Source organism: Pseudomonas kilonensis (assembly GCF_001269885.1).
Taxonomy (GTDB): Bacteria; Pseudomonadota; Gammaproteobacteria; order Pseudomonadales; family Pseudomonadaceae; genus Aquipseudomonas; species Aquipseudomonas kilonensis.
In genome coordinates, this window is record NZ_LHVH01000017.1 from 195,985 (window position 1) to 221,475 (window position 25,491).

General features: G+C 61.6%; 26 protein-coding genes. 15 read left to right on the forward strand and 11 right to left on the reverse strand.

Annotation, left to right across the window (positions count from 1 at the left end; all coding sequences use genetic code 11):
* Positions 1 to 30 precede the first annotated feature (30 nt).
* Positions 31 to 1,143, reverse strand: a complete 1,113-nt coding sequence (locus tag AD662_RS07470) for an enoyl-CoA hydratase/isomerase family protein (RefSeq protein WP_053178417.1) — start codon at positions 1,141 to 1,143, stop codon at positions 31 to 33.
* A gap of 131 nt (positions 1,144 to 1,274) precedes the next feature.
* Here AD662_RS07470 and ung point away from each other — a divergent pair, with 131 nt between their 5' ends.
* Positions 1,275 to 1,967, forward strand: coding sequence for a uracil-DNA glycosylase (gene ung, locus AD662_RS07475; protein WP_018606932.1), 693 nt, complete (start codon positions 1,275 to 1,277; stop codon positions 1,965 to 1,967).
* Between the two features lie 232 nt (positions 1,968 to 2,199).
* On the opposite strand, the gene AD662_RS07480 is transcribed toward ung, so the two are convergent.
* Genes AD662_RS07480 through AD662_RS07495 form a run of 4 tightly spaced genes read right to left on the reverse strand, consistent with a single transcriptional unit; the run spans position 2,200 to position 6,240 of the window.
* Entirely contained in the window at positions 2,200 to 3,237 is a 1,038-nt protein-coding gene (locus AD662_RS07480; RefSeq protein WP_053178419.1) for an AbrB family transcriptional regulator, read from the reverse strand.
* Positions 3,230 to 4,744 carry a tripartite tricarboxylate transporter permease gene (locus AD662_RS07485; protein ID WP_018606929.1) on the reverse strand — a complete coding sequence of 505 codons (1,515 nt, stop codon included), beginning with the start codon at positions 4,742 to 4,744 and terminating at the stop codon, positions 3,230 to 3,232. The genes AD662_RS07480 and AD662_RS07485 overlap by 8 nt, the downstream gene beginning before the upstream one ends.
* A 1-nt stretch (position 4,745) precedes the next feature.
* Entirely contained in the window at positions 4,746 to 5,207 is a 462-nt protein-coding gene (locus tag AD662_RS07490) for a tripartite tricarboxylate transporter TctB family protein (RefSeq protein ID WP_018606928.1), read from the reverse strand.
* Positions 5,208 to 5,262: 55 nt separating this feature from the next.
* Positions 5,263 to 6,240, reverse strand: coding sequence for a Bug family tripartite tricarboxylate transporter substrate binding protein (locus AD662_RS07495; RefSeq protein WP_018606926.1), 978 nt, complete (start codon positions 6,238 to 6,240; stop codon positions 5,263 to 5,265).
* Positions 6,241 to 6,696: 456 nt separating this feature from the next.
* Between AD662_RS07495 and AD662_RS07500 the strand changes: the two genes are divergently transcribed.
* Together AD662_RS07500 and AD662_RS07505 are read left to right on the forward strand one after the other, a co-directional pair.
* Positions 6,697 to 7,368 (forward strand): response regulator, encoded by a 672-nt coding sequence (locus AD662_RS07500; protein ID WP_003198779.1) that lies wholly within the window; start codon positions 6,697 to 6,699, stop codon positions 7,366 to 7,368.
* Positions 7,361 to 8,752, forward strand: a complete 1,392-nt coding sequence (locus AD662_RS07505) for a sensor histidine kinase (RefSeq protein ID WP_018606923.1) — start codon at positions 7,361 to 7,363, stop codon at positions 8,750 to 8,752. Before AD662_RS07500 ends, AD662_RS07505 begins: the two co-directional genes overlap by 8 nt.
* A 148-nt stretch (positions 8,753 to 8,900) precedes the next feature.
* Here AD662_RS07505 and AD662_RS07510 read toward each other — a convergent pair whose 3' ends face one another.
* The gene (locus AD662_RS07510) at positions 8,901 to 9,722 is read right to left on the reverse strand and encodes an HDOD domain-containing protein (protein ID WP_018606921.1); all 822 of its coding nucleotides are present in this window, start codon (positions 9,720 to 9,722) and stop codon (positions 8,901 to 8,903) included.
* Between the two features lie 35 nt (positions 9,723 to 9,757).
* Entirely contained in the window at positions 9,758 to 10,699 is a 942-nt protein-coding gene (ygfZ, locus tag AD662_RS07515) for a CAF17-like 4Fe-4S cluster assembly/insertion protein YgfZ (RefSeq protein WP_053186396.1), read from the reverse strand.
* A gap of 149 nt (positions 10,700 to 10,848) precedes the next feature.
* Here ygfZ and AD662_RS07520 point away from each other — a divergent pair, with 149 nt between their 5' ends.
* Complete coding sequence (locus tag AD662_RS07520) at positions 10,849 to 11,103, forward strand: FAD assembly factor SdhE (RefSeq protein WP_003184348.1); 255 nt, start codon at positions 10,849 to 10,851, stop codon at positions 11,101 to 11,103.
* Positions 11,087 to 11,539, forward strand: a complete 453-nt coding sequence (locus AD662_RS07525) for a protein YgfX (protein ID WP_018606915.1) — start codon at positions 11,087 to 11,089, stop codon at positions 11,537 to 11,539. The genes AD662_RS07520 and AD662_RS07525 overlap by 17 nt, the downstream gene beginning before the upstream one ends.
* Here the strand turns inward: AD662_RS07525 and nadB are convergent.
* Entirely contained in the window at positions 11,508 to 13,124 is a 1,617-nt protein-coding gene (gene nadB / locus AD662_RS07530; RefSeq protein ID WP_018606914.1) for an L-aspartate oxidase, read from the reverse strand. The genes AD662_RS07525 and nadB overlap by 32 nt on opposite strands.
* Before the next feature lie 559 nt (positions 13,125 to 13,683).
* Here nadB and rpoE point away from each other — a divergent pair.
* From rpoE to AD662_RS07550, 4 genes are all read left to right on the forward strand, one after another.
* A complete protein-coding gene (rpoE, locus tag AD662_RS07535; protein WP_003172477.1) occupies positions 13,684 to 14,265 on the forward strand; it encodes an RNA polymerase sigma factor RpoE/AlgU in 582 nt (193 codons plus the stop codon).
* A gap of 31 nt (positions 14,266 to 14,296) precedes the next feature.
* Positions 14,297 to 14,884, forward strand: coding sequence for a sigma-E factor negative regulatory protein (locus tag AD662_RS07540; RefSeq protein ID WP_014337028.1), 588 nt, complete (start codon positions 14,297 to 14,299; stop codon positions 14,882 to 14,884).
* A 12-nt stretch (positions 14,885 to 14,896) separates the two neighbouring features.
* Entirely contained in the window at positions 14,897 to 15,844 is a 948-nt protein-coding gene (locus AD662_RS07545) for a MucB/RseB C-terminal domain-containing protein (RefSeq protein ID WP_018606859.1), read from the forward strand.
* A gap of 234 nt (positions 15,845 to 16,078) precedes the next feature.
* Positions 16,079 to 17,509: a DegQ family serine endoprotease gene (locus AD662_RS07550; RefSeq protein ID WP_018606856.1), complete on the forward strand. Its 1,431-nt coding sequence runs from the start codon at positions 16,079 to 16,081 to the stop codon at positions 17,507 to 17,509.
* A gap of 60 nt (positions 17,510 to 17,569) precedes the next feature.
* On the opposite strand, the gene AD662_RS07555 is transcribed toward AD662_RS07550, so the two are convergent.
* Positions 17,570 to 19,003 carry a M48 family metalloprotease gene (locus AD662_RS07555; protein WP_018606854.1) on the reverse strand — a complete coding sequence of 478 codons (1,434 nt, stop codon included), beginning with the start codon at positions 19,001 to 19,003 and terminating at the stop codon, positions 17,570 to 17,572.
* 98 nt (positions 19,004 to 19,101) lie between these two features.
* Here AD662_RS07555 and AD662_RS07560 point away from each other — a divergent pair, with 98 nt between their 5' ends.
* Positions 19,102 to 19,341, forward strand: coding sequence for a sulfurtransferase TusA family protein (locus tag AD662_RS07560; protein WP_014337032.1), 240 nt, complete (start codon positions 19,102 to 19,104; stop codon positions 19,339 to 19,341).
* A 29-nt stretch (positions 19,342 to 19,370) separates the two neighbouring features.
* Positions 19,371 to 20,441, forward strand: a complete 1,071-nt coding sequence (locus AD662_RS07565; RefSeq protein WP_018606852.1) for an AI-2E family transporter — start codon at positions 19,371 to 19,373, stop codon at positions 20,439 to 20,441.
* 139 nt (positions 20,442 to 20,580) lie between these two features.
* Here AD662_RS07565 and AD662_RS07570 read toward each other — a convergent pair whose 3' ends face one another.
* The gene (locus AD662_RS07570) at positions 20,581 to 21,054 is read right to left on the reverse strand and encodes a peroxiredoxin (protein ID WP_018606850.1); all 474 of its coding nucleotides are present in this window, start codon (positions 21,052 to 21,054) and stop codon (positions 20,581 to 20,583) included.
* Between the two features lie 10 nt (positions 21,055 to 21,064).
* Positions 21,065 to 21,625: a glycine cleavage system transcriptional repressor gene (locus AD662_RS07575; RefSeq protein ID WP_003184325.1), complete on the reverse strand. Its 561-nt coding sequence runs from the start codon at positions 21,623 to 21,625 to the stop codon at positions 21,065 to 21,067.
* 315 nt (positions 21,626 to 21,940) lie between these two features.
* On the opposite strand from AD662_RS07575, the gene dapA reads away from it, so the two are divergent.
* From dapA to purC, 4 genes are read left to right on the forward strand one after another with little or no spacing between them, the layout of a single operon-like run.
* Positions 21,941 to 22,819, forward strand: a complete 879-nt coding sequence (gene dapA, locus AD662_RS07580; protein ID WP_053186398.1) for a 4-hydroxy-tetrahydrodipicolinate synthase — start codon at positions 21,941 to 21,943, stop codon at positions 22,817 to 22,819.
* Between the two features lie 17 nt (positions 22,820 to 22,836).
* Positions 22,837 to 23,952, forward strand: a complete 1,116-nt coding sequence (gene bamC, locus AD662_RS07585) for an NlpB/DapX family lipoprotein (RefSeq protein WP_024616117.1) — start codon at positions 22,837 to 22,839, stop codon at positions 23,950 to 23,952.
* Positions 23,953 to 23,956: 4 nt separating this feature from the next.
* Positions 23,957 to 24,715 carry an MBL fold metallo-hydrolase gene (locus tag AD662_RS07590; protein ID WP_053186404.1) on the forward strand — a complete coding sequence of 253 codons (759 nt, stop codon included), beginning with the start codon at positions 23,957 to 23,959 and terminating at the stop codon, positions 24,713 to 24,715.
* Between the two features lie 27 nt (positions 24,716 to 24,742).
* Positions 24,743 to 25,456: a phosphoribosylaminoimidazolesuccinocarboxamide synthase gene (purC, locus tag AD662_RS07595; protein WP_018606833.1), complete on the forward strand. Its 714-nt coding sequence runs from the start codon at positions 24,743 to 24,745 to the stop codon at positions 25,454 to 25,456.
* The last annotated feature ends 35 nt before the right edge of the window (positions 25,457 to 25,491 follow it).

Below are 25,491 nucleotides of genomic sequence, written 5' to 3' on the forward strand. Positions count from 1 at the left end.
GTCATTCCCACAGGGTGTCAATCAGGTTCTTTACTCGTTGGACAAATCCGCCAACGGATGCCGACCTTCCCACGCTTTGTGAAAGTGCGCCTCGACCGCCGCTTCGGGCACATGGTTGATGTCCGGCCAGTGCCAGCGGGGCTTGTGGTCCTTGTCGATCAGGCGCGCGCGTACGCCTTCGCTGAATTCCGGATGGCGGCAGCAGTTGAGGCTCAAGGTGTATTCCATCCGGAACACACCGGCCAAGGACAAATGCCGGGCCCGGGTGATCTGCTCCCAGACCAGACAAGCGGTCAACGGCGAGCCTTCGGTCATGGTCTTGGCGGCGCGGGCGATCAGGGGATCCGGGTGGTCCACCAGCAGGCTGAGGGCTTTCCAGGCGCAACGCACGTCGCTGACATCCAGCCATTCATCGATTTTCTGCCGGCGTGGCAGCCATTGGGCTTCGGGCATTTTGCCGACCGCTTCCTGCTGCAAAGCCTTGAGCAGGCTGTTGAGCTGCATCTCGGTTTGTTCCTGCCAATTGAGTTGCAGCAGGCCCTCGATCAGGTCGTCCTGTTGTTCATCCAGCAAAAAGCGGTCGGCCAGGTCCAGGTCGATGGCGTCCCGGGCATTCATGTGGGCGCCGGTCAGGCCGAGAAACAGCCCGAGCTTGCCGGGCAGGCGCGACAAGAACCAACTGGCGCCGACGTCCGGGTACAGGCCGATGCTGATCTCCGGCATTGCCAGGCGACTGCTTGGTGTGACGATGCGGGTACTGGCGCCTTGCAGCAGCCCCATGCCGCCGCCCAGTACATAACCATGGCCCCAACACAGCAGGGGTTTGGGGTAGGTGTGCAGGTTGAAGTCCAAGCGGTATTCCGCCGCGAAGAATTGTGCAGCCAGCGGCGGCACTTCGCCGGGATGGGCACGGCAGGCTTCCACCAGGCTGCGTACTTCACCGCCAGCGCAAAATGCCTTGGCGCCATTGCCGCGCAATAACACACAAACAACTTGCGGCTCCCGGGCCCAGGCATCGAGACGATCACGCAAGGCGTTGATCATCGGCAGGGACAGGGCGTTCAGGGATTTTTCGGCGTCCAGGGTGGCGATGCCAATACGGGCCCCGTCGATGCCGGTGAGCTCTTCGAAGTGCAGATTCATCGTGACCTCGATCAGAAATTGGAATGATCAGTATGACCGCTGCGTAGGAAAGTGCCGGTTCTGCGTCAGATCAATTGACAAGCCATGTAGGCTTTCCTAGGGTGCGCCCATTGTTTTTACCGGATGCAACCATGACTGCCGACGACCGTATCAAACTCGAACCGAGCTGGAAGCAGGCACTGCGTGCCGAGTTCGACCAGCCCTACATGGCAGAGTTGCGCGAATTCCTGCGCAGTGAATACGCCGCCGGCAAGGAGATTTACCCACCGGCTCCGCTGATTTTCAACGCCCTCAATTCCACGCCGCTGGATAAGGTCAAGGTGGTGATCCTCGGCCAGGACCCATACCACGGCCCGGGCCAGGCCCATGGTTTGTGCTTCTCGGTACAACCGGGCGTGCCGGCCCCCCCCTCGCTGGTGAACATCTTCAAGGAATTGAAGCGCGATTTGAACATCGACATTCCAAATCACGGCTACCTGCAAAGCTGGGCCGACCAGGGCGTGTTGCTGCTCAACACCACCATGACCGTGGAGCGCGCCAACGCCAATGCTCATGCGGGCAAGGGCTGGCAGCATTTCACCGACCGGGTCATCGAAGTGGTCAGCGAACACCAGCCGAACCTGGTCTTCCTGCTGTGGGGCGCCCATGCCCAGGGCAAGCAGAAGCTGATCGACGCCACCAAGCATTTGGTGTTGACCTCGGTCCACCCGTCGCCGTTGTCGGCTTATCGTGGTTTCTTGGGCTGCGGGCATTTTGGCCGGACCAACAAATTCCTCGAGCAACATGGCGAGGCGCCTATCGATTGGCGATTGCCGCCGGTTTAAATGGTCGGCAATAAGGGCCCCATCGCGAGCAAGCTCGCTCCCACATAGGGGCACACACCCTCCTGTGGGGCTTGCTCGCGAAAGCGGTAGATCAGTTGCGGTGATGTGGAGTGTGCCGACGCCTTCGCGAGCAAGCCCGCTCCCACATTGATCTTCAGCGACCAACAGAATTTTGTACGCCGCAAATCCCATGTGGGAGCGAGCTTGCTCGCGATGAAGACAACTCGGTCTATCAGGCCGAACCCGGCTCGCGCGTCCAATACCTGAACAACGGCTCCGCCAGAAACAGCACAAACAGCAATCGCATCACCTGCAACGCCGTCACCAATGGCACCGACAGTTGCAACGTCTCGGCCGTCAGGCTCATTTCCGCGATGCCGCCGGGCATCATGCCGAGGGTCAGTGAACGCAGGTCCAGCTGGGTCAGGGTGCTCAGGCCCAACGCCGCGAGAGTGGCGATCAGCATCGTCAACACCGTGCCGACCAGGGTGCGCCCCATGAACGACGGCGCCCGACGAAAGAACTGCCGGTTGAAATGACAACCCAATCCGCTGCCGATCAACCATTGGCCGACCTGGCTGGCACCATTGGGCAGGCCGATGTGCAGGTCCCAACCGACGCTCACCGCCGCACTGACCAGCAATGGCCCGAACAACCAGGGATTGGGTTGGCGCAAGCGCTCCCAGACCCAGGCGAGCAGGGCGCCCGCCGGGAACAGCATCGCCAGCCACAGCCAGTCCACCGTCGTGGCGTGTTGTACCGGGGCGCCTTCGCCCAACAGGTACTTGAAGGCCGCCGGCACGCACAGCACCACCACCAGCACCCGCAGGCTCTGGCCCGCCGCAACACGGCTGAGGTCCGCGCCGTTGCGGGCGCCGAGGTTGACCATTTCGCCGGAACCGCCCGGCATGCTCGAGAAGAAAGCTGTAGCGCGGTCCTCGCCGGTGCGCCGCATCAGCCAGACACTCACTACGCTGGACACGCTGGTGATCAGCGCACCGAAGAAGATCAGGCCGAAGTGGCTCAGGACCTGCTCTATCACCACCGGGGTGAAGTGCAGGCCGATGCCGATGCCCACCACCCATTGGCCGCCTTTACGGCCGCCGGGGATTTCCATCAATTGCCACGGCGTGAGACAGCGCACCAGGATGATCGCCAGCAACGAGCCGACCATCCAGGGCAAGGGCCAGCCGATCAGACTGGCCAGGTAACCGCCGGCCAGACCGACGAGCGGTGTTCCCCACCATTGTCTGAAGGTCGCTTCAGACATTGGCCAGGGCGCGACGTTGTGCGGCGCGGCGACGCCAGATCCGCAGCAATGGCATGAACAGCATGATCGCCGTCAGCACCCAGCAGCCGAAGGTGATCGGGCTCGACCAGAGGATCTCCAGTGCACCGTTGGAAATCGACAGCGCACGACGCAGGTTCTGCTCCATCAGGCCACCGAGGATGAAGCCCAGCAGCACCGGCGACAACGGGAAATCCAACTTGCGCAGGATGTAACCGAAGATGCCGATACCGATCATCAGGAACAGGTCGAACGTGGTGGCGTGCACCGCATAGACACCGATCCCGGTAATGATCGCGATGACCGGCACCAGCGCCCAGTTCGGCACGGCCAGGATGCGGGTGAAGACGCGGATCATCGGGATGTTGAGGATCACCAGCATGATGTTGGCGACGAACAACGACGCGATCAGGCCCCAGACGATGTCTGGCTGCTGCTGGAACAGCAATGGACCCGGGGTGATGTTGTACAGCGACAGCGCGCCGATCATCACCGCCGTGGTACCCGAGCCGGGAACGCCGAGGGTCAGCATCGGCACGAGTGCGCCGCAGGCTGCGCCGCCGATGGCGGTTTCCGGTGCCGCGAGGCCACGCTTGTCGCCCTGGCCGAACGTGCCACTGGTGCCGGCGATGCGTTTTTCAGTCATGTAGGCCACGGCGCTGGCCAGGGTCGCGCCCGCGCCAGGCAATACGCCCATGATGAAGCCGAGCACGCCGCAGCGGATGTTCACCCAGAACACCGAGGCCGCTTCCTTGACGTTGAACATCATCCGCCCGGTGGCTTCCACCGCTTCCTGTCCGCGATGGGTTTTCTCCAGCAGCAACAGGATTTCACTGATGGAGAACAAGCCCAGCACCAGCACGACAAACTGAATGCCATCGGTCAGGTGGATGTTGTCACCGGTGAAACGGTAGACGCCGCTGTTGGCATCGATCCCGACACTGGACAGGAACAGGCCGATCAGCGCCGCAATGAATGTCTTGAGCGGTCGATCACCGGCCATGCCGCCGAGGCAGACAATGGCAAACACCATCAGGACGAAATACTCCGCCGGCCCGAAGGCAATCGCCCATTTGGCCAGCAGCGGTGCGAACAACACCATGCCGCAGGTGGCGATGAACGCGCCGATGAACGAACTCCACGCCGACAGCGACAACGCCACACCGGCCAGACCTTGGCGGGCCATCGGGTAGCCGTCGAGGGTGGTCATCACGGTGGAGGCTTCACCGGGGATGTTGAGCAGGATCGAGCTGATGCGTCCGCCGTATTCGCATCCCAGGTACACCGCCGCCAGCAGGATCAGCGCCGATTCCGGCGGTAGCCCCAGGGCGAAGGCAATCGGGATCAACAGCGCCACGCCGTTGATCGGGCCCAGGCCCGGCAGCAGGCCGACCACGGTGCCGATCAGGGTGCCGGTCAGTGCTGTGACGAGGTTGTAGGGGGTCAGTGCAACGCCAAAACCCTGGCCGAGATAATTCAGGGTATCCATATCAATTCTCCAGGACGTCGAGCAGGCCCAGGGGCAGCGGCACGTCCATCAGCTTGTCGAACAACAGATAAAGACCGATGGCCATCAGGCTGATGATCACCACGCTCGGCACCCAGCGACCGCCGTAAAGGCGCGCCATCGGCACGCCGATCAGGATGCTGGCGACGATGAAGCCCAGGGGTTCGAAGGTCCCGGCGAAGACCAGCAGCAGCGCCACGCAGATACCGATCTTCTGCAAGGTTTCGCGGTCCAGGTGCGGGTCTTCGTCGCTGTGCACGATGGGCGTAGGGCGAAACAACATGTACAGCAATGCCAGCCCCATCAGCCCGAGCATCAGCAAGGGAAAGGCGCGGGGACCGACCGGTTCGTAGGAAAAGGCGGCCTGATAGGGCCAAGCCATCAGCGTCAGGCCGATACAGACCAGCAGCAGCACCGCGGCAAAAATACGTTGGATGGTGAGCATGACTAACTCCTGGGCGGCGCCGACAGTGCCAGCGCCGCCGCGAGAACAGAGACGGTTACTGGATCAGGCCGAACTCTTTGGCCAGCACCTTGTAATCAGCCACTTGCTTCTTCACGTAGGTGTCCAGTTCCGGGCCGGTCATGGCAAACGGGAACAGCTCGCGCTGGTCGCGCAGCTTGGCGAACTCTTCGGAAGCCAGCAGTTTGTCGAAAGCGTCTTTCCACCAGGCGTAGTCTTCGTCGCTGACCTTCGGCCCGAGGTAGAAGCCGCGGACCACTGGCCAGACGATGTCGTAGCCTTGTTCCTTGGCGGTCGGAATGTCTTTCATTTCCGGCTCGTCGATGCGTTTCTCGGCAAACACGGCGAGCAGGCGCATGTCGCCGCTCTGGATGTGCGGCATGGAGTCGGAAATATCCGTACTGCCGACCTGGATGTGTCCACCGAGCAGTGCGGTGGCGATTTCGCCGCCGCCTTCGAGGGCTACGTAACGCAGGTCGCGAGGGTTGATGCCGGCGGCCTTGGCGATGAGGGCGGTCTGCATCCAGTCCTGGCTACCGACGGTGCCGCCGGAACCGATCACCACCGAGCCCGGGTCTTTCTTCAGGGCCTGGACCAGGTCGTCGAGGTTCTTGTAGGGCGAGTCGCTTTTCACGGCGATGGCGCCATAGCTGGTGCCGACGGCCGCCAGCCAGCGCACCGCGCTTTCATCGAAACGACCGAACTTGCCCTGGGCCAGGTTCAGTAGCGAACCGCTGGACCAGGCCACCAGCGTGCCGGCGTCGGCCGGGCGCTGGGCGACCACTGCGTTGTAGGCCACCGCGCCGACACCGCCGGGCATGTAGGTGACGCGCATCGGCTTGGTCAGCAGCTTCTGGTTGACCAGCGCGCTTTGTACCAGCTTGCACGTCAGGTCGAAACCGCCGCCGGGGGACGCCGGGGCGATGCATTCGGGGCGCTTGGGCTCGGCGAGCAACTGCCCGGCGAACATCAGGCATCCGGCGGCCAGGGCTACTTTACGCAGTGATAGGTTCATTATCGTCTCCACAGGAGTTGTTGTTGTGTGTTGTAGATTGGACATTACAGGCTTGAAGCTGTAGCGGACCTGCGCAGCGTTTTCAAAGAAGCGGCAGGTCGCGTTGCGCGCATGCACCTTGTCGTCGATGCAAATCGGCCCAGGCGGCGGCACAGACAAGGGTAGTCTGGTTGGGACGGGAGAGAGGGGCGGGCGTGAAGGCCTGGGGCTGCATGGACAGCATGGTGGTACTCCGCTTTATTGTTCTTATTTGGCGAAAACGCTTCGAGGCGTTTTTCGTTCGCGATGTGCGTCGCGACGGCAGTCGAAACTGTCCGTGGGAGGACTCTAACGGCTCAACCTTTCGCTAACCTTTCAAAAGCTTTCAGCGTGTTTTTTGGCTTCACAGTGGCAGATGCGGCTGTAAACTCCGCGCCAAAGAATGGCGTCGGCCATCCCTGAATCGAGGATTAACCCATGCGTGTCCTGCTCGTCGAAGACCATCTTCAGCTCGCCGAAAGCGTTGCCCAGGCGCTCAAGAGCACCGGTTTGACCGTGGACGTGTTGCACGACGGCGTCGCGGCCGACCTGGCCTTGAGCAGCGAGGAGTACGCCGTGGCGGTCCTGGATGTCGGGCTGCCGCGCATGGACGGCTTCGAGGTGCTGGCGCGCCTGCGGGCGCGTGGCAAGACCTTGCCGGTACTGATGCTGACCGCGCGCAGCGACGTCAAGGACCGCGTCCATGGCCTGAACCTCGGTGCCGACGATTACCTGGCCAAGCCATTCGAACTCACTGAGCTGGAGGCCCGGGTCAAGGCGCTGTTGCGCCGCAGCGTACTGGGCGGCGAACGCCAGCAACGTTGTGGCGGGCTGGTCTATGACCTGGACACCCGTCGTTTTACCCTCGACGACGAACTGCTGACCCTGACATCCCGCGAGCAAGCCGTGCTGGAGGCGTTGATTGCCCGGCCAGGGCGGGTGATGAGCAAGGAACAACTGGCGGCCCAGGTGTTCGGCCTGGACGAAGAGGCCAGCCCCGACGCCATCGAAATCTACGTCCATCGCCTGCGCAAGAAACTCGACGGCCATGCGGTGGCGATCGTGACGTTCCGCGGCTTGGGCTACCTGCTGGAAAACCGCAATGCATAAGCCCGACAGCCTGCGCTGGCGGCTGCTTCGCAACCTCGCACTGCTGCTGGTGGTATTGATGCTCGCCAGCGGCTTGAGCGCCTATTGGAATGGTCGCGAAGCGGCGGACACTGCCTATGATCGGACCCTGCTGGCCTCGGCCCGGACCATCGCCGCAGGCCTGTCCCAGCGCGACGGCAGTCTCAGCGCAGATGTGCCCTACGTGGCCCTGGACACCTTCGCCTACGACAGCGCCGGGCGCATTTATTACCAGGTCAATGACATCGACAAGAAGCTGATTTCCGGCTACGAAAACCTCCCTGGCCCGCCGCCCGGCACGCCGCGCACGGACGATTACCCAGCCCTGGCGCGCTTTTACAACGCTCGCTATCAGGGCCAGAACGTGCGGGTGGTGAGCCTGCTCAAGGCCGTGAGCGAGCCGAACATGAACGGCATGGCGGAAATTCGCGTGGCGGAGACTGAAGAGGCGCGGGTCAGCATGGCTCGCGGGCTGATGGCCGACACGTTGTTGCGCCTGGGCATGCTGGCCGTGGGTGCGCTGCTGTTGGTGTGGTTTGCGGTCAGCGCGGCGCTGCGCCCGCTGGAGCGCTTGCGCACCGCGGTGGAGGAGCGTCAGCCGGACGATCTGCGGCCGTTGCCGTTGGTGGAAGTGCAACACGAATTATGGCCGCTGGTGCGGGCCCTCAATCATTTCACCGAGCGCCTGCGCGGGCAATTCGAGCGTCAGGCGCAGTTCATCGCCGATGCCGCCCATGAGCTGCGTACGCCCTTGGCCGCGCTCAAGGCTCGCTTGGAACTGGGCTTGCGCGCCAGCGAACCGGCGACCTGGCGTGAAACCCTGGAAACCGCGGCCCAGGGGACGGATCGATTGACTCACCTGGCCAATCAGTTGCTGTCCCTGGCGCGTGTGGAAAATGGCGCCCGGGCCATTGCCGAAGGCGGCGCGCAGTTGCTTGATCTCAGCCAGTTGGCCCGCGAATTGGGCATGGCCATGGCCCCGCTGGCTCATGCCCGAGGGGTGGCGCTGGCCCTGGAAGCTGACGAGCCGGTGTGGCTTCGAGGTGAGCCAACCTTGTTGAACGAGCTGTTGAGCAATCTGGTGGACAACGCCCTGGCCCATACCCCATCGGGCGGCAATGTGATCCTGCGGGTTTCTGCGCCGGCCGTGCTGGAGGTCGAGGACGATGGCCCTGGCATTCCGCTGCACGAGCGGGATCGGGTGTTCGAGCGGTTTTATCGACGCAACCAGCAAGTGGCCGGTTCGGGGCTGGGATTGGCGATCGTCGGCGAAATCTGCCGTGCCCACCTGGCGCAGATCACCTTGCACGATGGGCAGGAGAGCGGGTTGAAGGTGCGGGTGAGTTTTATCCCAGGCGCAGACTGATCCTGTGGGAGCAAGGCTTGCCCGCGATGATGGCGACACGGTCTTTATACGAGGCGCCTGTTTCGCGAGCAAGCTTTGCTCCCACAAATCCTGTTGCCACAGGTCACAGATTCAGGCCTGACTACGAGTTCATAGGTGTCCGACCTGTTTAATAGAACATCGCCCGCGCTTCTTCGATATCCGCGCAGCGGGCCTGGTTCTCCAGGTCGATGCCCAGTTTCTTGAAGGCTGGAACGCCGAACACGTCAATCTTGCTCAGGGGATGCTCGGTGTCCTTGTAGCAATACAGCGCAGCGACCTGCACCAGATCGACATAATCGATTTGCTGGGAGTCCCGGGTGAAATCCAGATACAACCCCGGCAGTTTCACCAACCGCTCCGGAAACTCCCAGACGCTGAGTAGCTTGTCCCCCAGCACCGGGTGAATCGTTTCGATGACGTGGTTCAGGCTGACCGGGTCCGAGAGCAATTCATTATTATCTTGTGCATACGTCAGGATCGGTAGCACGCCGATCTGGTGCACCAGCCCACCCAGCGCGGCCTGGTCGGGCTTGAGTTGGGTGTAACCGCGACACAGCGCATAGCTGACGCCGGCGATCTCCAGGCTCTTGCGCCAGACTTCGCGCATCTTCAGTTCCACCACCTCGGAGCGGGCGTGGAAAATCTGCTCCATGACCAGGCCGATGGCCAGGTTGCTGCTGTAGTTGACGCCCAATCGAGTGATGGCCGTGTGCAGGTCGGTGACTTCCTGGGTGGCGCGCAGCAGCGGGCTGTTGACCACTTTTATCAGACGTGCAGAGAGAGCCGTGTCGCGGCCGATCACTTTGCTCAGGTTGCTGACGCTGATTTCCGGGTCTTCGGCGGCCCGGCGAATCTGCAGGGCCACTTCCGGTAATGTCGGCAGAACCAAGTCATCGTTGTCGATGGCCTGTACCAAATCCCGTTGGACCTTATCCGCCAAATCGCTCATTTCGGTTCTCTAGGGTATTGCGGCAAATGCTGCGATCAGCGCTGGATTTCTCGATCGCGATCCAGTTCGTAAGGCAGGTCCAACTGTTGAAGGCGTGGGCCTTCCAAGGTGCCGAGGTGCAAATTGTCGTCTTCTGCTGCTTCGGCCTGCAATACCGCCAGCAGTTCGATATTTCCTTCGCCGCGGGCAGCCATCACCACTTCGCCGATGGAACTGCCATGCGTGGGGGAGAACAGCGCCGTGCCGGGTTCCGGTAGTTCGCTGGCGTCCAGCTGCAAGCGGTACAGGCGTCGCTTGAGCTTGCCCAGGTATTGCATGCGGGCGACGATTTCCTGGCCGGTGTAGCAGCCTTTCTTGAAACTGACGCCGCCGACGGCTTGCAGGTTGAGCATCTGTGGGATGAACAGTTCGCGGGTGGCCGGCATGACCTGGCCGATCCCGGCGCGGATCTGGCCCAGCAGCCAGGGGTTCAGGTCTGTCTCGGCCAATTCCGCGCCCAGGCGGGTTCGCAGCGTCTGTGCCTGTTCGGCGGGTGCCCACAATTCGGCGCGACCGGGCGATACGCGGATGGCGATCAAGGTTTCATGGCGTGCCACGCTGTCGGTGTCGCTCGGCAGTTCGAGGCCCAGGCCGGCCAGCGCCTTGTCGGCGTTTTCCAAGCCGAAGCGAACCCAGGCCGCGCTTTCGTCGGTGAGCTTGGATTTGGAGAACACGGCGTATTTTTTCAGGTCGGCCAGTTGCGGTTCGAGCAACTCGGTGGCCATGGCCATCAACACGCCGTCGCCTTCGAGCAGGATGCGAAAGCTCGATTGCATCCGGCCTTTCTGGGTGCAGCGGGCGCCGAGGCTGGCCCGGCTGTCGCTCAGGTAGTCGAGGTTGCAGGTCAATTGGCCTTGCAGGAATTTGCTGGCATCCACGCCGCGGACCGCGAGGACGCCTTCGTGGGACAGGGTGCAGAAAAAAGCGGAATCAGCCATGGGTCATCGCAGGGTAAAAAGTCTGGTAGACATCATAAGGGGGCGCCCTTGAAATGGGTAGTTCACAAAGGATCGGTGGTGGCCGACCAAAGCTGTCTGTTCCACTGCGGCGGGGCCTGTATACTTGCGCTCTATTTGAGGAGCGCTCCATGGTCGAAGATGTTGAACTGAATCGCCTCTACTGGCACAGCCGCCGCGGCATGCTTGAGCTGGACGTGTTGCTGGTGCCATTCGTCAAAGAGGTTTATCCCCATCTCAATGAAGTGGACCGTGCGTGCTATGTCCGCCTGCTCGAATGCGAGGATCAGGACATGTTCGGCTGGTTCATGGAGCGCAGCGAATCCGAAGACCCTGAGTTGCAGCGCATGGTCCGGATGATCCTGGACCGTGTCCAACCCAAGTAATCGCTTCGAATGCCGCTGGCAGGCCTCCGGGCAACTGCTGGCGGCCTATCTGCTGGCCCAGGTGTTTGCCCTGGGTTCGTTGTTCCTGTTGTCCGTGCCGTCCTGGTGCGCAGCGCTTGGCGTCATAGTGTGCCTGGCCCATGGCGCTTGGGTGATCCCCCGGCATTTACTGCTGACCCATCGCCGGGCCTTCTGCGGGTTGCGGCGTAATGCCGCTGGCTGGCAACTCTGGAGCCGGGCCGATGGCTGGCGGGCTGTGCAACTGCGCCCCGATAGCCTGGCGCTGCCGATGATCATCGTGCTGCGTTTTCGCGTGTCGGGTGAACGGCGCGTCCGCTCGCTGTGCGTGCCCCGCGATGCGCTGGCGCCGGATGTCCATCGGCGCCTGCGGGTGCGGCTCAGGTTCAGTCGGCGTAGGTGGGCGGCACCAGGATAGTGTCCAGAGCCTCGGGCAGCAGGTTCGGGTAGTCCAGCGTGTAATGCAGCCCCCGACTTTCCTTGCGTTCCATGGCCGAGCGAATCATCAGTTCGGCCACCTGGGCCAGGTTGCGCAGCTCGATCAGGTCGCGGCTGACTTTATAGTTGCTGTAGAACTCGTCGATTTCATCCAGCAGCAAGCGCACCCGATGTTGTGCCCGTTGCAGGCGCTTGTTGGTGCGCACGATGCCCACGTAGTCCCACATGAATCGCCGCAGTTCGTCCCAGTTGTGCGCGATGATTACGTCTTCATCCGAATCGGTGACCTGGCTGGCGTCCCATGAGGGCAGGGCGGCTGGAATGGCGATCTGCGGCAATTGCGCCAGGATGTCTGCCGCCGCAGAGCGGGCGTAGACGAAACATTCCAGCAGCGAGTTGCTGGCCATGCGGTTGGCGCCGTGCAGGCCGGTGAAGCTGGTTTCGCCGATGGCATACAACCCAGGCACGTCGGTGCGGCCTTGTTGGTCGACCATCACACCACCGCAGGTGTAATGCGCGGCCGGCACCACCGGGATCGGCTGCTTGGTGATGTCGATGGAAAACTCCAGGCAGCGCTCGTACACCGTCGGGAAGTGGCTCTTGATGAACGCTTCGGGCTTGTGGCTGATGTCCAGGTAAACGCAATCGATGCCCAGGCGCTTCATTTCATGGTCGATGGCCCGGGCGACGATGTCGCGCGGTGCCAGTTCGGCGCGCGGATCGAAGCGCTGCATGAAGCGCTCGCCGTTGGGCAGCTTCAAGTGTGCACCTTCGCCACGCAGGGCTTCGGTGATCAGGAAGCTCTTGGCCAGCGGGTGATAGAGGCAGGTGGGGTGGAACTGGTTGAACTCCAGGTTCGCCACCCGGCAACCCGAACGCCAGGCCATGGCGATACCATCGCCGCAGGCGCCGTCGGGGTTGCTGGTATAAAGGTAGACTTTCGCTGCGCCGCCGGACGCCAGGATGACGAAGCGCGCGCCGTAGGTGTCGACTTCGCCGGTGCCGCGATTGAGCACGTAGGCGCCGAGGCAGCGATCGCCGTCCAGGCCCAGGCGTTTTTCGGTGATCAGGTCGACCGCGACGCGCTGCTCCAGCAATTCGATGTTCGGCCGCTGTCGCGCTTGGGCGAGCAGGGTCTTGAAGATCGCCGCACCGGTGGCGTCGGCCGCGTGGATGATGCGCCGATGGCTGTGACCGCCTTCGCGGGTCAGGTGGAACTCGAAACCGCCGTCTTCGGTGCCCGATTGTTCGTCACGGGTAAACGGCACACCCTGGTCGATCAGCCACTGGATGGCTTCCCTGCTGTGTTCCACGGTGAAACGCACCGCTTGCGGATTGCAAAGGCCACCGCCGGCATTAAGGGTGTCGTCGACATGGGATTCAATAGTGTCGGTATCGTCCAGCACGGCTGCGACGCCGCCCTGGGCCCAGAAGGTCGAACCGTTGGCCAGGTCGCCCTTGCTCAGGACTGCAATGCGCAAATGCTCAGGCAAGGTCAGTGCAAGGCTCAATCCGGCGGCTCCGCTGCCGATTACCAGAACATCGTGTTGAAACTGTTGGCTCATTCGAATGGTTTCCGCTCAAGGCGACCCGGGTCGGGGTTGGCGCAAGACACCGCTTCAACGGGTCAGGCAGCCACGCAGCCCACTAGTATATAGAGGGGGGGATCGGCACAATAGCCGGGCATTCATGGCAATGTGAAACCAGCGTGACAGAAAAGCGACACGCTTCGTCGGATCGCTGGTTTTGGTTCAAGGTCGACAAGGCTACCGTTTCGAGGACAGAACGCAGTTTATCTCGTCACGGTTGCCTGATATTCAGTGCATAGCACTATAAATAGAGGGAACTTTTGCCAAGCGCCTACGTTCAATAGACGGTTGTCTGCAAAAGGGAGCAGCATCGGGTTGGTGCAGGATTTCGATTGGAATCGCTGCCAACGGGCCCGGTGACAGATTATTCGCGCAGCCGGGGAATCTCCTGCTGCGTTTTTCGTGCGTGCCGAGATCAGAGCGCGCCGGAAACTTGCTTGAAAGGGGGAGAACTTTTGCGAAAAGCCCGAGTCTATGTTTGCAAGCCCGGTCAGTTAGTAATGCAAGCCTCCTTCGAGCTTATCGAGGAGTGTTCATGCTAACCCAGGAAGAGGATCAGCAGCTGGTCGAGCGCGTCCAACGCGGCGACAAGCGAGCTTTCGATCTGCTAGTGCTGAAATACCAGCACAAAATTCTCGGGTTGATCGTGCGTTTCGTGCACGACACCCATGAAGCGCAGGATGTCGCTCAGGAAGCCTTCATCAAGGCCTACCGCGCACTTGGTAATTTTCGCGGGGATAGTGCGTTTTATACGTGGCTTTACCGCATCGCCATCAACACGGCGAAAAACTATCTGGTTTCACGCGGCCGTCGGCCGCCGGATAGCGATGTAAGTTCTGAAGATGCCGAGTTCTATGATGGCGATCATGGCCTCAAGGATCTCGAATCACCGGAACGTGCGTTGCTGCGGGATGAGATTGAAGGCACTGTCCATCGAACCATCCAGCAACTGCCCGAAGATTTGCGTACGGCTTTAACTTTACGTGAGTTCGACGGTCTGAGTTACGAAGACATTGCGAGCGTCATGCAATGTCCTGTAGGCACCGTGCGCTCCCGGATCTTCCGCGCCCGGGAGGCCATTGATAAAGCCCTGCAACCTTTGTTGCAGGAAAACTAGAGACAGCGGCGACAGCCAAGAGAGGAACGCCATGAGTCGTGAAGCCCTGCAGGAATCGCTGTCCGCAGTTATGGACAACGAAGCGGACGAACTGGAATTGCGTCGGGTATTGAATGCCTTCGACGATGTTGAAACCCGTGAGACCTGGGCTCGTTACCAGATCGCCCGGGCTGTGATGCACAAGGACTTGTTGCTTCCACGCCTGGACATCGCTGCGGCCGTTTCTGCTGCCTTGGCTGACGAAGCCGTACCGGCAAAAGCTTCTCGCGGACCATGGCGCAGCTTGGGTCGCCTGGCAGTAGCCGCTTCGGTCACCGTGGCCGTACTGGCCGGTGTGCGCCTGTACAACCAGGATGAGATTGCCGGCGTGCAGATGGCGCAGCAGTCCAACCAGCCTGGCCTGGCCGCTCCACAGGTCAAGGGCCCAGCGGTACTGGCCGGTTACAGCGAAGGCTCGGAAACCGCAGGCCCGATGGTCAACGGTGTTCTGCAAGGCCAACCTGGCTGGCATGATCAGCGTCTGCCCAACTACCTGCGTCAGCATGCTCAACAAGCAGCCCTGAAAGGTACTGAAAGCGCGCTGCCTTACGCCCGTGCAGCCAGCCTGGAAAACCGTTAATAAGGAAAGCCATTGCGCGCCATACCTCTATTCACGCTTCTGCTTGGTGGCTGGTGTGCGATTCCAGCCCATGCCGATGAGGCTCAGGACTGGCTGAACCGCCTGAGTCAAGCCGAGCAACAGCAGAGCTTCCAGGGCACTTTCGTTTACGAGCGCAACGGTAGTTTTTCTACCCATAACATCTGGCATCGCGTCCAGGATGGCAAAGTCCGCGAGCGGTTACTCCAGCTCGACGGCTCGGCACAGGAAGTCCTGCGCATTGATGGGCATACTCAATGCGTCAGTGGCTCCTTGATCGCGGGGCTGGGCAATACACCTGACGGCACCTCACGTGCACTCGATCCGCAAAAACTCAAGAATTGGTATGACCTGGCCGTCATTGGCAAGTCGCGCGTGGCCGGGCGTCAAGCGGTCATTGTTGCGTTGACGCCCAAGGACCAGCATCGCTATGGCTTCGAGCTGCACCTGGACAAAGAGACCGGCCTGCCGCTCAAGTCCCTGCTGCTCAATGACAAGGGCCAGCTACTCGAGCGTTTCCAGTTCACTCGCTTGAACGTCGCCGCGCCGACCGATGGTGAGCTGCAAGCCAGCGCCGAATGCAAGGCTGTCGCCCAGGATCCTGGCAAGGCCGTCGCGGCGAAAACCGCCTGGCACTCGGATTGGCTTCCACCGGGTTTCGAGCTGACCAGCAGCGCTGCACGCAAGGACCCGGACACCCAGGTCCAGGTCAATAGCTTGATGTACGACGATGGCCTGGCGCGCTTTTCGGTGTTCCTGGAGCCGTTGAACGGTGCCAACGCCACCGATACTCGTACTCAGCTAGGCCCGACGGCTGCCGTCTCGCGCAGGCTCACGACGCCCCAGGGCGAAATGATGGTCACGGTGGTCGGTGAGATTCCTATTGGTACGGCGGAACGGATTGCGCTTTCCATGCGCTCCGACGTCACGGCGACTCAATAGCCTGCTGACTGCATGGGTGGTTCGATTGTGCGAGAGGCTGATGACGCCAGGGCTTGATCGAAGTGCCGAAACTTCCTGTCAGCATTTTCATTTGCAAAAAACCAGCTTTTTTTCTATAGGTCAGAGCCGCACGGCCCTGGCCTTGTCTGTTCCCGGAACAAAAATACCGGCGTATCTTTCCCTGGTATTCCTTGCTCCATATCGCTTAACCATGCTCGTCGTAACGGGAGCCGTATGTCGATACCACGCTTGAAAACCTATCTCTCCATCTTTGCCACCGTGCTTGTGCTCGGCCAGGCCGTTCCTGCCGTGGCGGTCGAATTGCCTGATTTCACGCAACTGGTCGAGCAGGCTTCGCCCGCCGTGGTGAACATCAGCACCACCCAGAAACTGCCGGACCGCCGTGTATCGGACCAGCAGATGCCGGACCTGGAAGGTCTGCCGCCGATGCTGCGGGAGTTCTTCGAGCGCGGCATGCCGCAACAACCACGGTCCCCTGGCGGTGGTCGCCAGCGCGAAGCGCAATCCCTGGGCTCGGGCTTCATCATTTCGCCTGACGGCTACATCCTGACCAACAACCATGTAATCGCCGATGCCGACGAAATCCTGGTGCGCCTGGCCGATCGCAGCGAGCTCAAGGCCAAGCTGGTCGGAACCGATCCACGTTCCGACGTGGCGCTGTTGAAAATCGAAGGCAAGGACCTGCCCGTGCTCAAGCTGGGCAAATCCCAGGACCTGAAAGCCGGCCAATGGGTCGTGGCCATCGGTTCGCCGTTCGGCTTCGACCACACCGTGACCCAGGGTATTGTGAGCGCCATCGGTCGCAGCCTGCCGAACGAAAACTACGTGCCGTTCATCCAGACCGACGTGCCGATCAACCCGGGTAACTCCGGTGGCCCGCTGTTCAACCTCGCGGGTGAAGTCGTCGGCATCAACTCCCAGATCTATACCCGTTCGGGCGGCTTCATGGGCGTGTCCTTCGCGATTCCGATCGACGTTGCCATGGACGTGTCCAACCAACTGAAAAGCGAAGGCAAGGTCAGCCGTGGCTGGTTGGGCGTGGTCATTCAGGAAGTGAACAAGGACCTGGCCGAGTCGTTCGGGCTGGATAAGCCCGCCGGTGCGTTGGTGGCGCAAATCCAGGACGGTGGCCCGGCTGCTAAGGGCGGCCTGCAAGTGGGTGACGTGATCCTGAGCATGAACGGTCAGCCGATCGTCATGTCCGCCGACTTGCCACACTTGGTGGGTGCCCTCAAGGCTGGCGCCAAGGCCAATCTGGAAGTGATTCGCGAAGGCAAGCGCAAGAACGTCGAATTGACCGTCGGCGCCATTCCTGAAGAAGGCAAGGAGCTGGATTCGCTGCCCAAGTCTGGCGTCGAGCGCAGCAGCAACCGTCTGGGCGTGGCTGTGGCCGAGCTGACCGAAGAGCAGAAGCGCACCCTGGAGCTTCAGGGCGGCGTGGTGATCAAGGAGGTACAGGAGGGGCCTGCCGCGCTGATCGGCCTTCAGCCGGGCGACATCATCACCCACCTGAACAACCAGGCCATCGGTTCCGCCAAGGAGTTCACCGACATCGCCAAGGCGTTGCCGAAGAATCGTTCGGTGTCGATGCGCGTCCTGCGTCAGGGGCGTGCGAGCTTCATCACCTTCAAGCTGGCCGAATGATCGGTTAGCCGCTGAAAAAAAAACGCCTCGAAAGAGGCGTTTTTTTTGCCTGGCGAATGCTCAGCCCATCATGTCCTTGACCATGCGTTCCTGCTCCATGAGCTCCCGCTGCCGGGCATCGATGCGTGACGACAGGGGGAAGTTGGTGCCGGCGCGCCGTTTGGCGAAGTCCAGTTGCTGGATGGCCTGACGGTAGTCGCCTACCAGTGCGAAGTACTCGGCACGAGCCTGATGCAGGCCGATGATATTGCCCGACAGCCCGCGGGTCTCGGCCACCATGTACCAGACGTCCGGATCGTCCGGGCGGGTCTTGAGCAAGGATTCCAGGGCCTTCTCGGCATCGGCGGGGCGGTTCTGCTTGAGCAGCAGGTCGACGCGTACCTGGTTGAGCGGATAGTTGCCCGGGTACTGGCTCAGCATCCGCTCGACGCGCGATTGAGCGTCGGCCAGTTTGTTGTTGGTGATGTCCAGGTCCACCTGGGCGAGGTTGTAGATGATCTCGTTGGGTGATTTGGCCAGCAACGGCTTGAGGTTTTCCCGTGCTTCGTTCAACTGGCCGCCCTTGATCTGCGCGATTGCCAGGCCATAGCGCGCCACGTCGTTCTTCGGGTTCTCATCCAGCTGTGCCCGGAAGCGCTTGGCGGCCAGGCCCGGGGTTTCTTCGTAGGTCAACTGGACCCGAGCGCGAATCAGTTGATAGCGCACACTGTCCTCGATACCGCCCGGCTTGGCCTGTTCGGCGCGGTTGCGGGTGTCGGCGATCCGGGATTCGGTTACCGGGTGAGTCAGCAGGAACTCCGGGGGCCTGGCGTCGAACCGGTACTGGCGCATCAGACGCTCGAACATGGTCGGCATGGACCGCGGGTCGTAGCCGGCCTTTTCCAGGTTTTGGATGCCGATGCGGTCGGCTTCCTGTTCGTTCTGGCGCGAGAAACGCCGTTGTTCCTGGATGGCCGCGGCCTGGGTCCCGGCGATGGCCGCGATCCCGGCGTCACCGCCACCGGCGGCGGCAATCACGATGCCAGCCAGCAGCGCGGCCATCATTGGTACCTGCATGCGCTGCTGGGCTTCGACGCCGCGGGCGAAGTGGCGTTGTGACAAATGCGCCAGTTCGTGGGCCATGACCGAGGCGTATTCGCCTTCGGTCTGTGCATTGAGGAACAGGCCGCCGTTGACCCCGACGATTCCGCCTGGTGCGGCGAAGGCGTTGAGCTGCGGGCTGTTGATCAGGATGAACTCCAGGCGCCGGTCGTTGACCTGGCTGGTTTCCACCAGTTTATAGACGCTGGATTCGACGTAGTCCTTGAGCTGTGGATCGTTGAGCTGTGAAACCTGGCTGCGCAGCAGGGCCAACCAGGCGCGGCCCAGTTGGTGCTCCTGTTCTGGCGAGACGATGGCAGAACTGGCGTCGCCAAGTGACGGCAGGTCGTCGGCGAAGCCCGGTGAGGCAAGCAGGCAAGCGAGCGTCAGCAGGGTGGGGCGCAGAAATGTCATGCACGAAGCCTTAGTCGACAAAGACCTTACTGTAGCCGGACACCGGGCCCGGGACCAGATATTCTAGGCCGCTCAACGATCTGCTGCGGAGTGAACCCATGACTGATGCTGTAGCCCACGATGCCGAACTGGACGCCAGCGGCCTGAACTGTCCGTTGCCGTTGCTCAAGGCTAAGCTGGAACTCAATCGCCTGGCCAGCGGCAGCGTGCTCAAGGTGATCGCCACGGATGCGGGCTCCCAGCGTGATTTCCGCACCTTCGCCCGATTGGCCGGTCATACGCTGCTGCGTGAAGAAGACGATAACGGCGTCTACCGTTACTGGCTGAAAAAGGCCTGAAAACCGACAGCGTCTCTTAAGGATTTTTAATGTTCAAAGTGTTACGCGACTGGATCCAGCGCTACTTCTCCGATGAAGAGGCTGTAGTCCTGGCAGTGCTGCTGTTCCTGGCCTTTACCGCCGTGCTCACCCTGGGCGGCATGCTGGCGCCGGTGCTGGCGGGGATGGTGCTGGCGTACCTGATGCAAGGGTTGGTCACGACCCTGGAGCGCTTGCGGTTGCCGGGTGCGGCGGCGGTGGGCTTGGTGTTCGCCCTGTTCATGGGCTTGTTGTTGGTGTTCATAATCGTGATCGTGCCGCTGCTCTGGCACCAGTTGGTGACGCTCTTCAACGAGTTGCCGGGGATGCTTGCCAAATGGCAGTCCGTGTTGTTGCTGTTGCCCGAGCGTTATCCGCACCTGGTGTCCGACGAGCAGGTGTTGCAAGCCATTGAAGTCGTGCGCGGCCAGATCGGCAAGTTCGGCCAGTGGGCGCTGACGTTTTCGCTGTCCAGCCTGCCGCTTCTGGTCAACATCATGATCTACCTGGTGCTGGTGCCGATCCTGGTGTTTTTCTTCCTCAAGGACCGGGAAATGATCGGGCGTTGGGTCCGTGGCTACCTGCCGCGTGAGCGGGCGCTGATTACCCGGGTGGCCCAGGAAATGAATCGGCAGATCGCCAACTACATTCGCGGCAAAGTCATCGAGATTTTCATCTGCGGCGGCGTGACCTACATCGGCTTCGTCGCCCTGGGACTCAATTACGCCGCCTTGCTGGCGCTGCTGGTGGGCATCTCAGTGGTAGTGCCTTATGTCGGCACCGTGGTGGTGACCGTGCCGGTGGCCTTGATTGCGCTGTTCCAGTGGGGCTGGAGCGATCAGTTCATCTACCTGATGGCGGTCTACGGGATCATCCAGACGCTGGACGGCAACGTGCTGGTCCCGCTGCTGTTCTCCGAGGCGGTGAACCTGCATCCGGTGGCGATCATCTGTGCGGTGCTGCTGTTTGGCGGGCTGTGGGGGTTCTGGGGGGTGTTCTTTGCGATACCCCTGGCGACGCTGTTCAAGGCGGTGCTGGATGCGTGGCCGAGCAAGGAGCCGGTGGTGGCGCCGTTGTTGTAGCTTATGGGGTGGGGCTTGTGGCCCCATCGTCGGAACGCCGCCCGGAGCAAGCTCGCTCCCACACTGGATTGGTGGTGTTAATCAAATCCCTGTGGGAGCGAGCTCGCTCGCGATAGCGCCAGGACAGGCAGCGAAAATTTCAGCCCTTGTTGAGGGCCTGAGCCGCCGCCAACACCGCATCCACATGCCCCGGCACCTTCACACCACGCCATTCCTGGCGCAGCACGCCGTTCTTGTCGATCAGGAATGTGCTGCGATCAACCCCCAGGTATTCCTTGCCATAGAGCTTTTTCAGCTTGATCACGTCGAACAGCTGGCAGACGGCCTCGTCCTTGTCACTGATCAGCTCGAACGGGAACTCCTGCTTGCATTTGAAGTTCTCGTGGGACTTGAGGCTGTCCCGGGAGATGCCGAACACTTCGGTGTTGGCAGCCTGGAACTGCGCGTACTGATCGCGAAAACCCTGGCCTTCGGTGGTGCAGCCCGGGGTGCTGTCCTTGGGGTAGAAGTAGATCACCACCTGCTTGCCCTTGAGGGCGGCGAGGCTGATGGTCTGCCCGCTGGTGGCGGGTGCCTGGAAATCGGTAACCGGCTGGTCGACGGCAACGGCCATGAACGCTTCCTTACATTGGGTTTTGTGGGCGCCACGGTTCGATCAGGGCATCCAGGTTCATCGCATCGGCGAAGTCCAGGAACTGATCGCGCAGCCAACTGATCTGGGTGCCGGCGGGCAGGGTCACGGTGAACGTGGCGTTGAGCATGGTGCCGCCGGTCTGCGGGGCCTGGTAGGTGTCGCAGGTCAGGTTTTCCAGCTCGACGTGGTGGTCCATGAAGAACTGGCACAGCTCGTTGATGATGTCCGGGCGGTAGGCCGAGCTCACATAGGCCACGTAGGGCAGGGCCTGGGGACGGTTCTCCAGGGCGGCGCTACGCACCACGTTGACGGTGAAGGCATGCTTCTTGGCCAGTACCGGCAGGCTGCCTTCCAGGCGAGCCAGGGCGTCCCAGCTGCCGGAGATCTCGAGCACGAGGGCACTGCATTCGCCATGACGGGTCAGGCGTGAGGTCACGACGGCGCAGCGATTTTCATGGCTGGCGCGGCACAGGACGTTAGTCAGCTCCATGGGGTTGGCGCCAAGGGCACTGATAACAAGGAATTGTTCGCGGACTGTGGGGGTGGACATGCAGCATTCCTAAAGCGATGAGCGGTCGGTACCTTTGCCGCTCGACACAGCGCCAGGCCCGGAAAAACGAACGGCTCAAGCCTTGTGCCCGGGGTTGCGCTGCATTCCACGACAGCAGGAACGCACCAGGACAAACCCGGGATCGGGGCTTGTGGCGTCGAAAACGGAGGCTGGAAACCGGCGTATGAGCTTGTCGGTACCGATCAAAGCCTGAAGGGTAGCGAAAACCATCGCCAAGGGGAATGGTAGTTCGCTTGTACAAGCATCTTGGCGCCAGTACCATTACCGCTCTCTTTTTCCGGCAGGAGCGGTTTCATGATTGCGGGCAGTATGGTGGCACTGGTCACACCCATGGATGCACAAGGGCATCTTGACTGGGCCAGCCTCAGCAAACTCGTGGACTTCCACCTTGAGAACGGCACCCATGCCATTGTCGCCGTCGGTACCACCGGCGAGTCGGCAACCCTCGACGTCAATGAGCACATCGAAGTCATCCGTGCCGTGGTCAAGCAGGTCAACGGTCGCATTCCCGTCATCGCCGGGACCGGCGCCAACTCGACTCGCGAAGCCGTCGAGCTGACCCGCAACGCCAAGGAAGCCGGTGCCGACGCCTGCCTGCTGGTCGTTCCGTACTACAACAAGCCGACCCAGGAAGGCTTGTACCAGCACTTCAAGCACATTGCCGAAGCCGTCGACATCCCGCAGATCCTCTATAACGTTCCCGGCCGCACCTCCTGCGACATGCAGGCCGAGACCGTGATCCGCCTGTCCACCGTGCCGAACATCATCGGCATCAAGGAAGCCACCGGCGACATGAAGCGCGCCAAGGCCATCCTCGATGGCGTGGGCAAGGACTTCATCGTGCTGTCCGGCGATGATCCGACCGCGGTCGAGCTGATCCTGCTGGGTGGCAAGGGCAACATCTCCGTCACGGCCAACGTTGCTCCGCGCGAAATGGCCAACCTGTGCGAGGCCGCGCTCAAGGGCGACGCCGAGACTGCGCGGGCAATCAACGAAAAACTGATGCCGTTGCACAAGGACCTGTTCCTCGAGGCCAACCCGATTCCGGTGAAGTGGGCCTTGGTTGAAATGGGCCTGATGCACGAAGGCATCCGCCTGCCACTGACCTGGCTGAGCACCCCCTGTCACGAACCGCTGCGGCAGGCCATGCGCCAGTCCGGCGTCCTGGTTTAATTGAGGAAGTACAACGCATGAAGCGAATGGCCGGACTTTCCGCACTTGCCTTGATTATCTCCAGCACCAGCGGCTGCGGATGGATCTGGGGGCCGGAAGGTTACTTCCGCGACCGTGGTAGCGATTACCTGCAGGCGCAACAGACTGCACCGATGCAACTGCCGCAAGACGTCAGCGTTGCCAAGCGCCTGGATCCGCTGCTGCCGATCCCGCGCAACGTAGCCGACGACAGCGTCAAGGGCGAATACATCGTCCCACGTCCACAGCCGCTGTCGGCCGTGGCCGATGCCAGCGACTACACCCTGCAGAAGAGTGGCGATTCCAGCTGGGTCATGGGCCAGCATCCACCGGCCGAAGTCTGGCCTGTGGCGATCCAGTTCTTCCAGGACAACGGTTTCCGCCTGGACGAACAGCGCCCGCAAACTGGCGAATTCACCACCACCTGGCAGCGCGCCGATGAACTGTCCGCCGCCATGGCCAAGCGCATGAGCGCCGCCGGTGTCGCGGCCGACAGCGAAACCCGCGTGCGGGTGCGTATCGAGCCAGGCGTGCAGCGCAACACCAGTGAAGTCTATGTGGTCAGCGCCGAGCGGCCTGCCGGCAGCACCGCTGACGTGGCCTTCACCAACCGTTCGGTCAATACCGGCCTGGACGCTGCCCTGGTGGACGACATGCTTGCCAGCATGAGCCGTACCGCAGAGCAGGGCGGCTCGGTTTCGATGCTGGCTACCCGCGACTACGACACCCCGAGCCGCGTCAGCCTGAGCGAAGACGGCAGCGGCAACCCGGTGCTCAACGTCGGCTCCGACCTGGACCGTGCCTGGTCGAGTGTTGGCCGTGCGCTGGAGCAGGGCGAGTGGCGCGTTGAAGACATCAACCGCAGCCTGGGCCTGTACTACATCAACCTCGCTGAAAAGGCCGAGAGGAAGGACGAGAAACCAGGCTTCTTCAGTGGCCTGTTCGGCAGCAAGCCGGACAAGGAAGAAGTCGAAGCCCGCGCCGAGCGTTACCAGGTTCGCCTGAGCAAGGTCGGCGACAACGTCCAGGTCACCGTCGAGAAGAACATCAACACCGTGGCGCCGGCCGATGTGGCCCGCAAGGTGTTGGGCTTGATTCAGGACAACCTGGGCTGATCCGATGCGTTTTGCCGTTCTCGGCAGCGGTAGCCAAGGGAACGGCACGCTGGTAGCCAGTGCCGGCACGTATGTGTTGGTCGATTGTGGTTTCTCCCTGCGGGAAACCGAGAAGCGCCTGTTGCGCCTGGGTGTGCACCCAGCGCAACTGAGCGCGATACTTGTGACCCACGAACATGCCGACCACGTGCATGGCGTGGGTTTGCTGTCTCGGCGCTACAATCTGCCGGTGTACCTGAGCCGTGGCACACTGGAAGGCCTGCGCAAGCCCATCGAACCGGCCGGCTTCGTGGCCGGTGGCGAGCAACTGCGCATCGGTTGCCTGGATATCAGCGTGGTCAGCGTGGCGCACGATGTCCGGGAACCGACGCAATATGTGTTCAGTGACGGCGAGCGGCGTTTTGGGCTGCTGACCGACCTGGGGTCGTATTGCAACAGGGTGATGGACAGTTACCGGGACCTCGATGCGTTGATGATCGAGTCCAACCACTGCCGCGACATGTTGGCGCGTGGTTACTACCCGTACTTCCTCAAGCAGCGGGTAGGCGGGGAATACGGACATTTGAACAACCACCAGGCAGCGTTCCTGGTGGCCGAGTTGGGCTGGCAAGGCCTGCAACACCTGGTCCTGGCCCATCTGAGCAGCAAGAACAACCTGCCGCAGCTGGCCCGGCAATGTTTTGTCGACACCCTCGGGTGCGACCCGGACTGGCTGCAACTGGCCGATCAAGATTCAGGGCTCGACTGGCGACATATCGCCTAGCCCACTACTTAGCAAGCGGAGCCCATCATGGAAAAACGTGAAGAACTCTACCGCGGCAAAGCCAAGTCGGTTTACAAGACCGACGACGCTGACCGCTTGATCCTGCTGTTTCGCAACGACACCTCGGCGTTCGACGGCAAGCGCATCGAACAGCTGGACCGCAAGGGCATGGTGAACAACAAGTTCAACGCCTTCATCATGCAGAAGCTCGAAGCCGCCGGCGTGCCGACCCAGTTCGACAAGCTGCTGGGCGACAACGAATGCCTGGTCAAGAAGCTGGACATGATCCCGGTCGAATGCGTCGTGCGTAACTACGCCGCCGGCAGCCTGGTCAAGCGCCTGGGCGTGGAAGAGGGCATGAAGCTCAACCCTTACACCTTCGAGCTGTTCCTGAAGGACGACGCCAAGGGCGACCCGTTCATCAACGAATCCCACGTCGTGGCATTCGGTTGGGGCACCGCCGAGCAACTGGTCCGCATGAAGGAATTGTCCCTCAAGGTCAACGAAGTACTGACCAAGCTGTTCGACGACGCCGGCCTGCTGCTGGTGGACTTCAAGCTTGAATTCGGCGTGTTCAGCGACGGTTCCATCGTCCTGGGCGACGAGTTCAGCCCTGACGGCTGCCGCCTCTGGGACAAGGACACCAAGAAGAAGATGGACAAGGACCGCTTCCGCCAAGGCCTCGGTGACGTCATCGAAGCCTACGAAGAAGTCGCCCAGCGTCTGGGTGTGCCGCTGTAATCGACGCAAGCATCTGATAGCACGGAAAAAATTTC

Bases quoted from the DNA above. Each gene is read 5' to 3' on its own strand.
- AD662_RS07470 (WP_053178417.1), bottom strand. From the start codon at position 1,143: ATGAATCTGCACTTCGAAGAGCTCACCGGCATCGACGGGGCCCGTATT.
- bamC (WP_024616117.1), top strand. From the start codon at position 22,837: ATGAAGCGAATGGCCGGACTTTCCGCACTTGCCTTGATTATCTCCAGC.
- AD662_RS07520 (WP_003184348.1), top strand. From the start codon at position 10,849: ATGGTCGAAGATGTTGAACTGAATCGCCTCTACTGGCACAGCCGCCGC.
- nadB (WP_018606914.1), bottom strand. From the start codon at position 13,124: ATGAGCCAACAGTTTCAACACGATGTTCTGGTAATCGGCAGCGGAGCC.
- AD662_RS07485 (WP_018606929.1), bottom strand. From the start codon at position 4,744: ATGGATACCCTGAATTATCTCGGCCAGGGTTTTGGCGTTGCACTGACC.
- AD662_RS07575 (WP_003184325.1), bottom strand. From the start codon at position 21,625: ATGTCCACCCCCACAGTCCGCGAACAATTCCTTGTTATCAGTGCCCTT.
- AD662_RS07505 (WP_018606923.1), top strand. From the start codon at position 7,361: ATGCATAAGCCCGACAGCCTGCGCTGGCGGCTGCTTCGCAACCTCGCA.
- AD662_RS07540 (WP_014337028.1), top strand. From the start codon at position 14,297: ATGAGTCGTGAAGCCCTGCAGGAATCGCTGTCCGCAGTTATGGACAAC.
- AD662_RS07480 (WP_053178419.1), bottom strand. From the start codon at position 3,237: ATGTCTGAAGCGACCTTCAGACAATGGTGGGGAACACCGCTCGTCGGT.
- AD662_RS07490 (WP_018606928.1), bottom strand. From the start codon at position 5,207: ATGCTCACCATCCAACGTATTTTTGCCGCGGTGCTGCTGCTGGTCTGT.
- AD662_RS07590 (WP_053186404.1), top strand. From the start codon at position 23,957: ATGCGTTTTGCCGTTCTCGGCAGCGGTAGCCAAGGGAACGGCACGCTG.
- ung (WP_018606932.1), top strand. From the start codon at position 1,275: ATGACTGCCGACGACCGTATCAAACTCGAACCGAGCTGGAAGCAGGCA.
- AD662_RS07500 (WP_003198779.1), top strand. From the start codon at position 6,697: ATGCGTGTCCTGCTCGTCGAAGACCATCTTCAGCTCGCCGAAAGCGTT.
- dapA (WP_053186398.1), top strand. From the start codon at position 21,941: ATGATTGCGGGCAGTATGGTGGCACTGGTCACACCCATGGATGCACAA.
- AD662_RS07550 (WP_018606856.1), top strand. From the start codon at position 16,079: ATGTCGATACCACGCTTGAAAACCTATCTCTCCATCTTTGCCACCGTG.
- AD662_RS07495 (WP_018606926.1), bottom strand. From the start codon at position 6,240: ATGAACCTATCACTGCGTAAAGTAGCCCTGGCCGCCGGATGCCTGATG.
- rpoE (WP_003172477.1), top strand. From the start codon at position 13,684: ATGCTAACCCAGGAAGAGGATCAGCAGCTGGTCGAGCGCGTCCAACGC.
- AD662_RS07560 (WP_014337032.1), top strand. From the start codon at position 19,102: ATGACTGATGCTGTAGCCCACGATGCCGAACTGGACGCCAGCGGCCTG.
- ygfZ (WP_053186396.1), bottom strand. From the start codon at position 10,699: ATGGCTGATTCCGCTTTTTTCTGCACCCTGTCCCACGAAGGCGTCCTC.
- AD662_RS07510 (WP_018606921.1), bottom strand. From the start codon at position 9,722: ATGAGCGATTTGGCGGATAAGGTCCAACGGGATTTGGTACAGGCCATC.
- AD662_RS07555 (WP_018606854.1), bottom strand. From the start codon at position 19,003: ATGACATTTCTGCGCCCCACCCTGCTGACGCTCGCTTGCCTGCTTGCC.
- AD662_RS07570 (WP_018606850.1), bottom strand. From the start codon at position 21,054: ATGGCCGTTGCCGTCGACCAGCCGGTTACCGATTTCCAGGCACCCGCC.
- AD662_RS07565 (WP_018606852.1), top strand. From the start codon at position 19,371: ATGTTCAAAGTGTTACGCGACTGGATCCAGCGCTACTTCTCCGATGAA.
- purC (WP_018606833.1), top strand. From the start codon at position 24,743: ATGGAAAAACGTGAAGAACTCTACCGCGGCAAAGCCAAGTCGGTTTAC.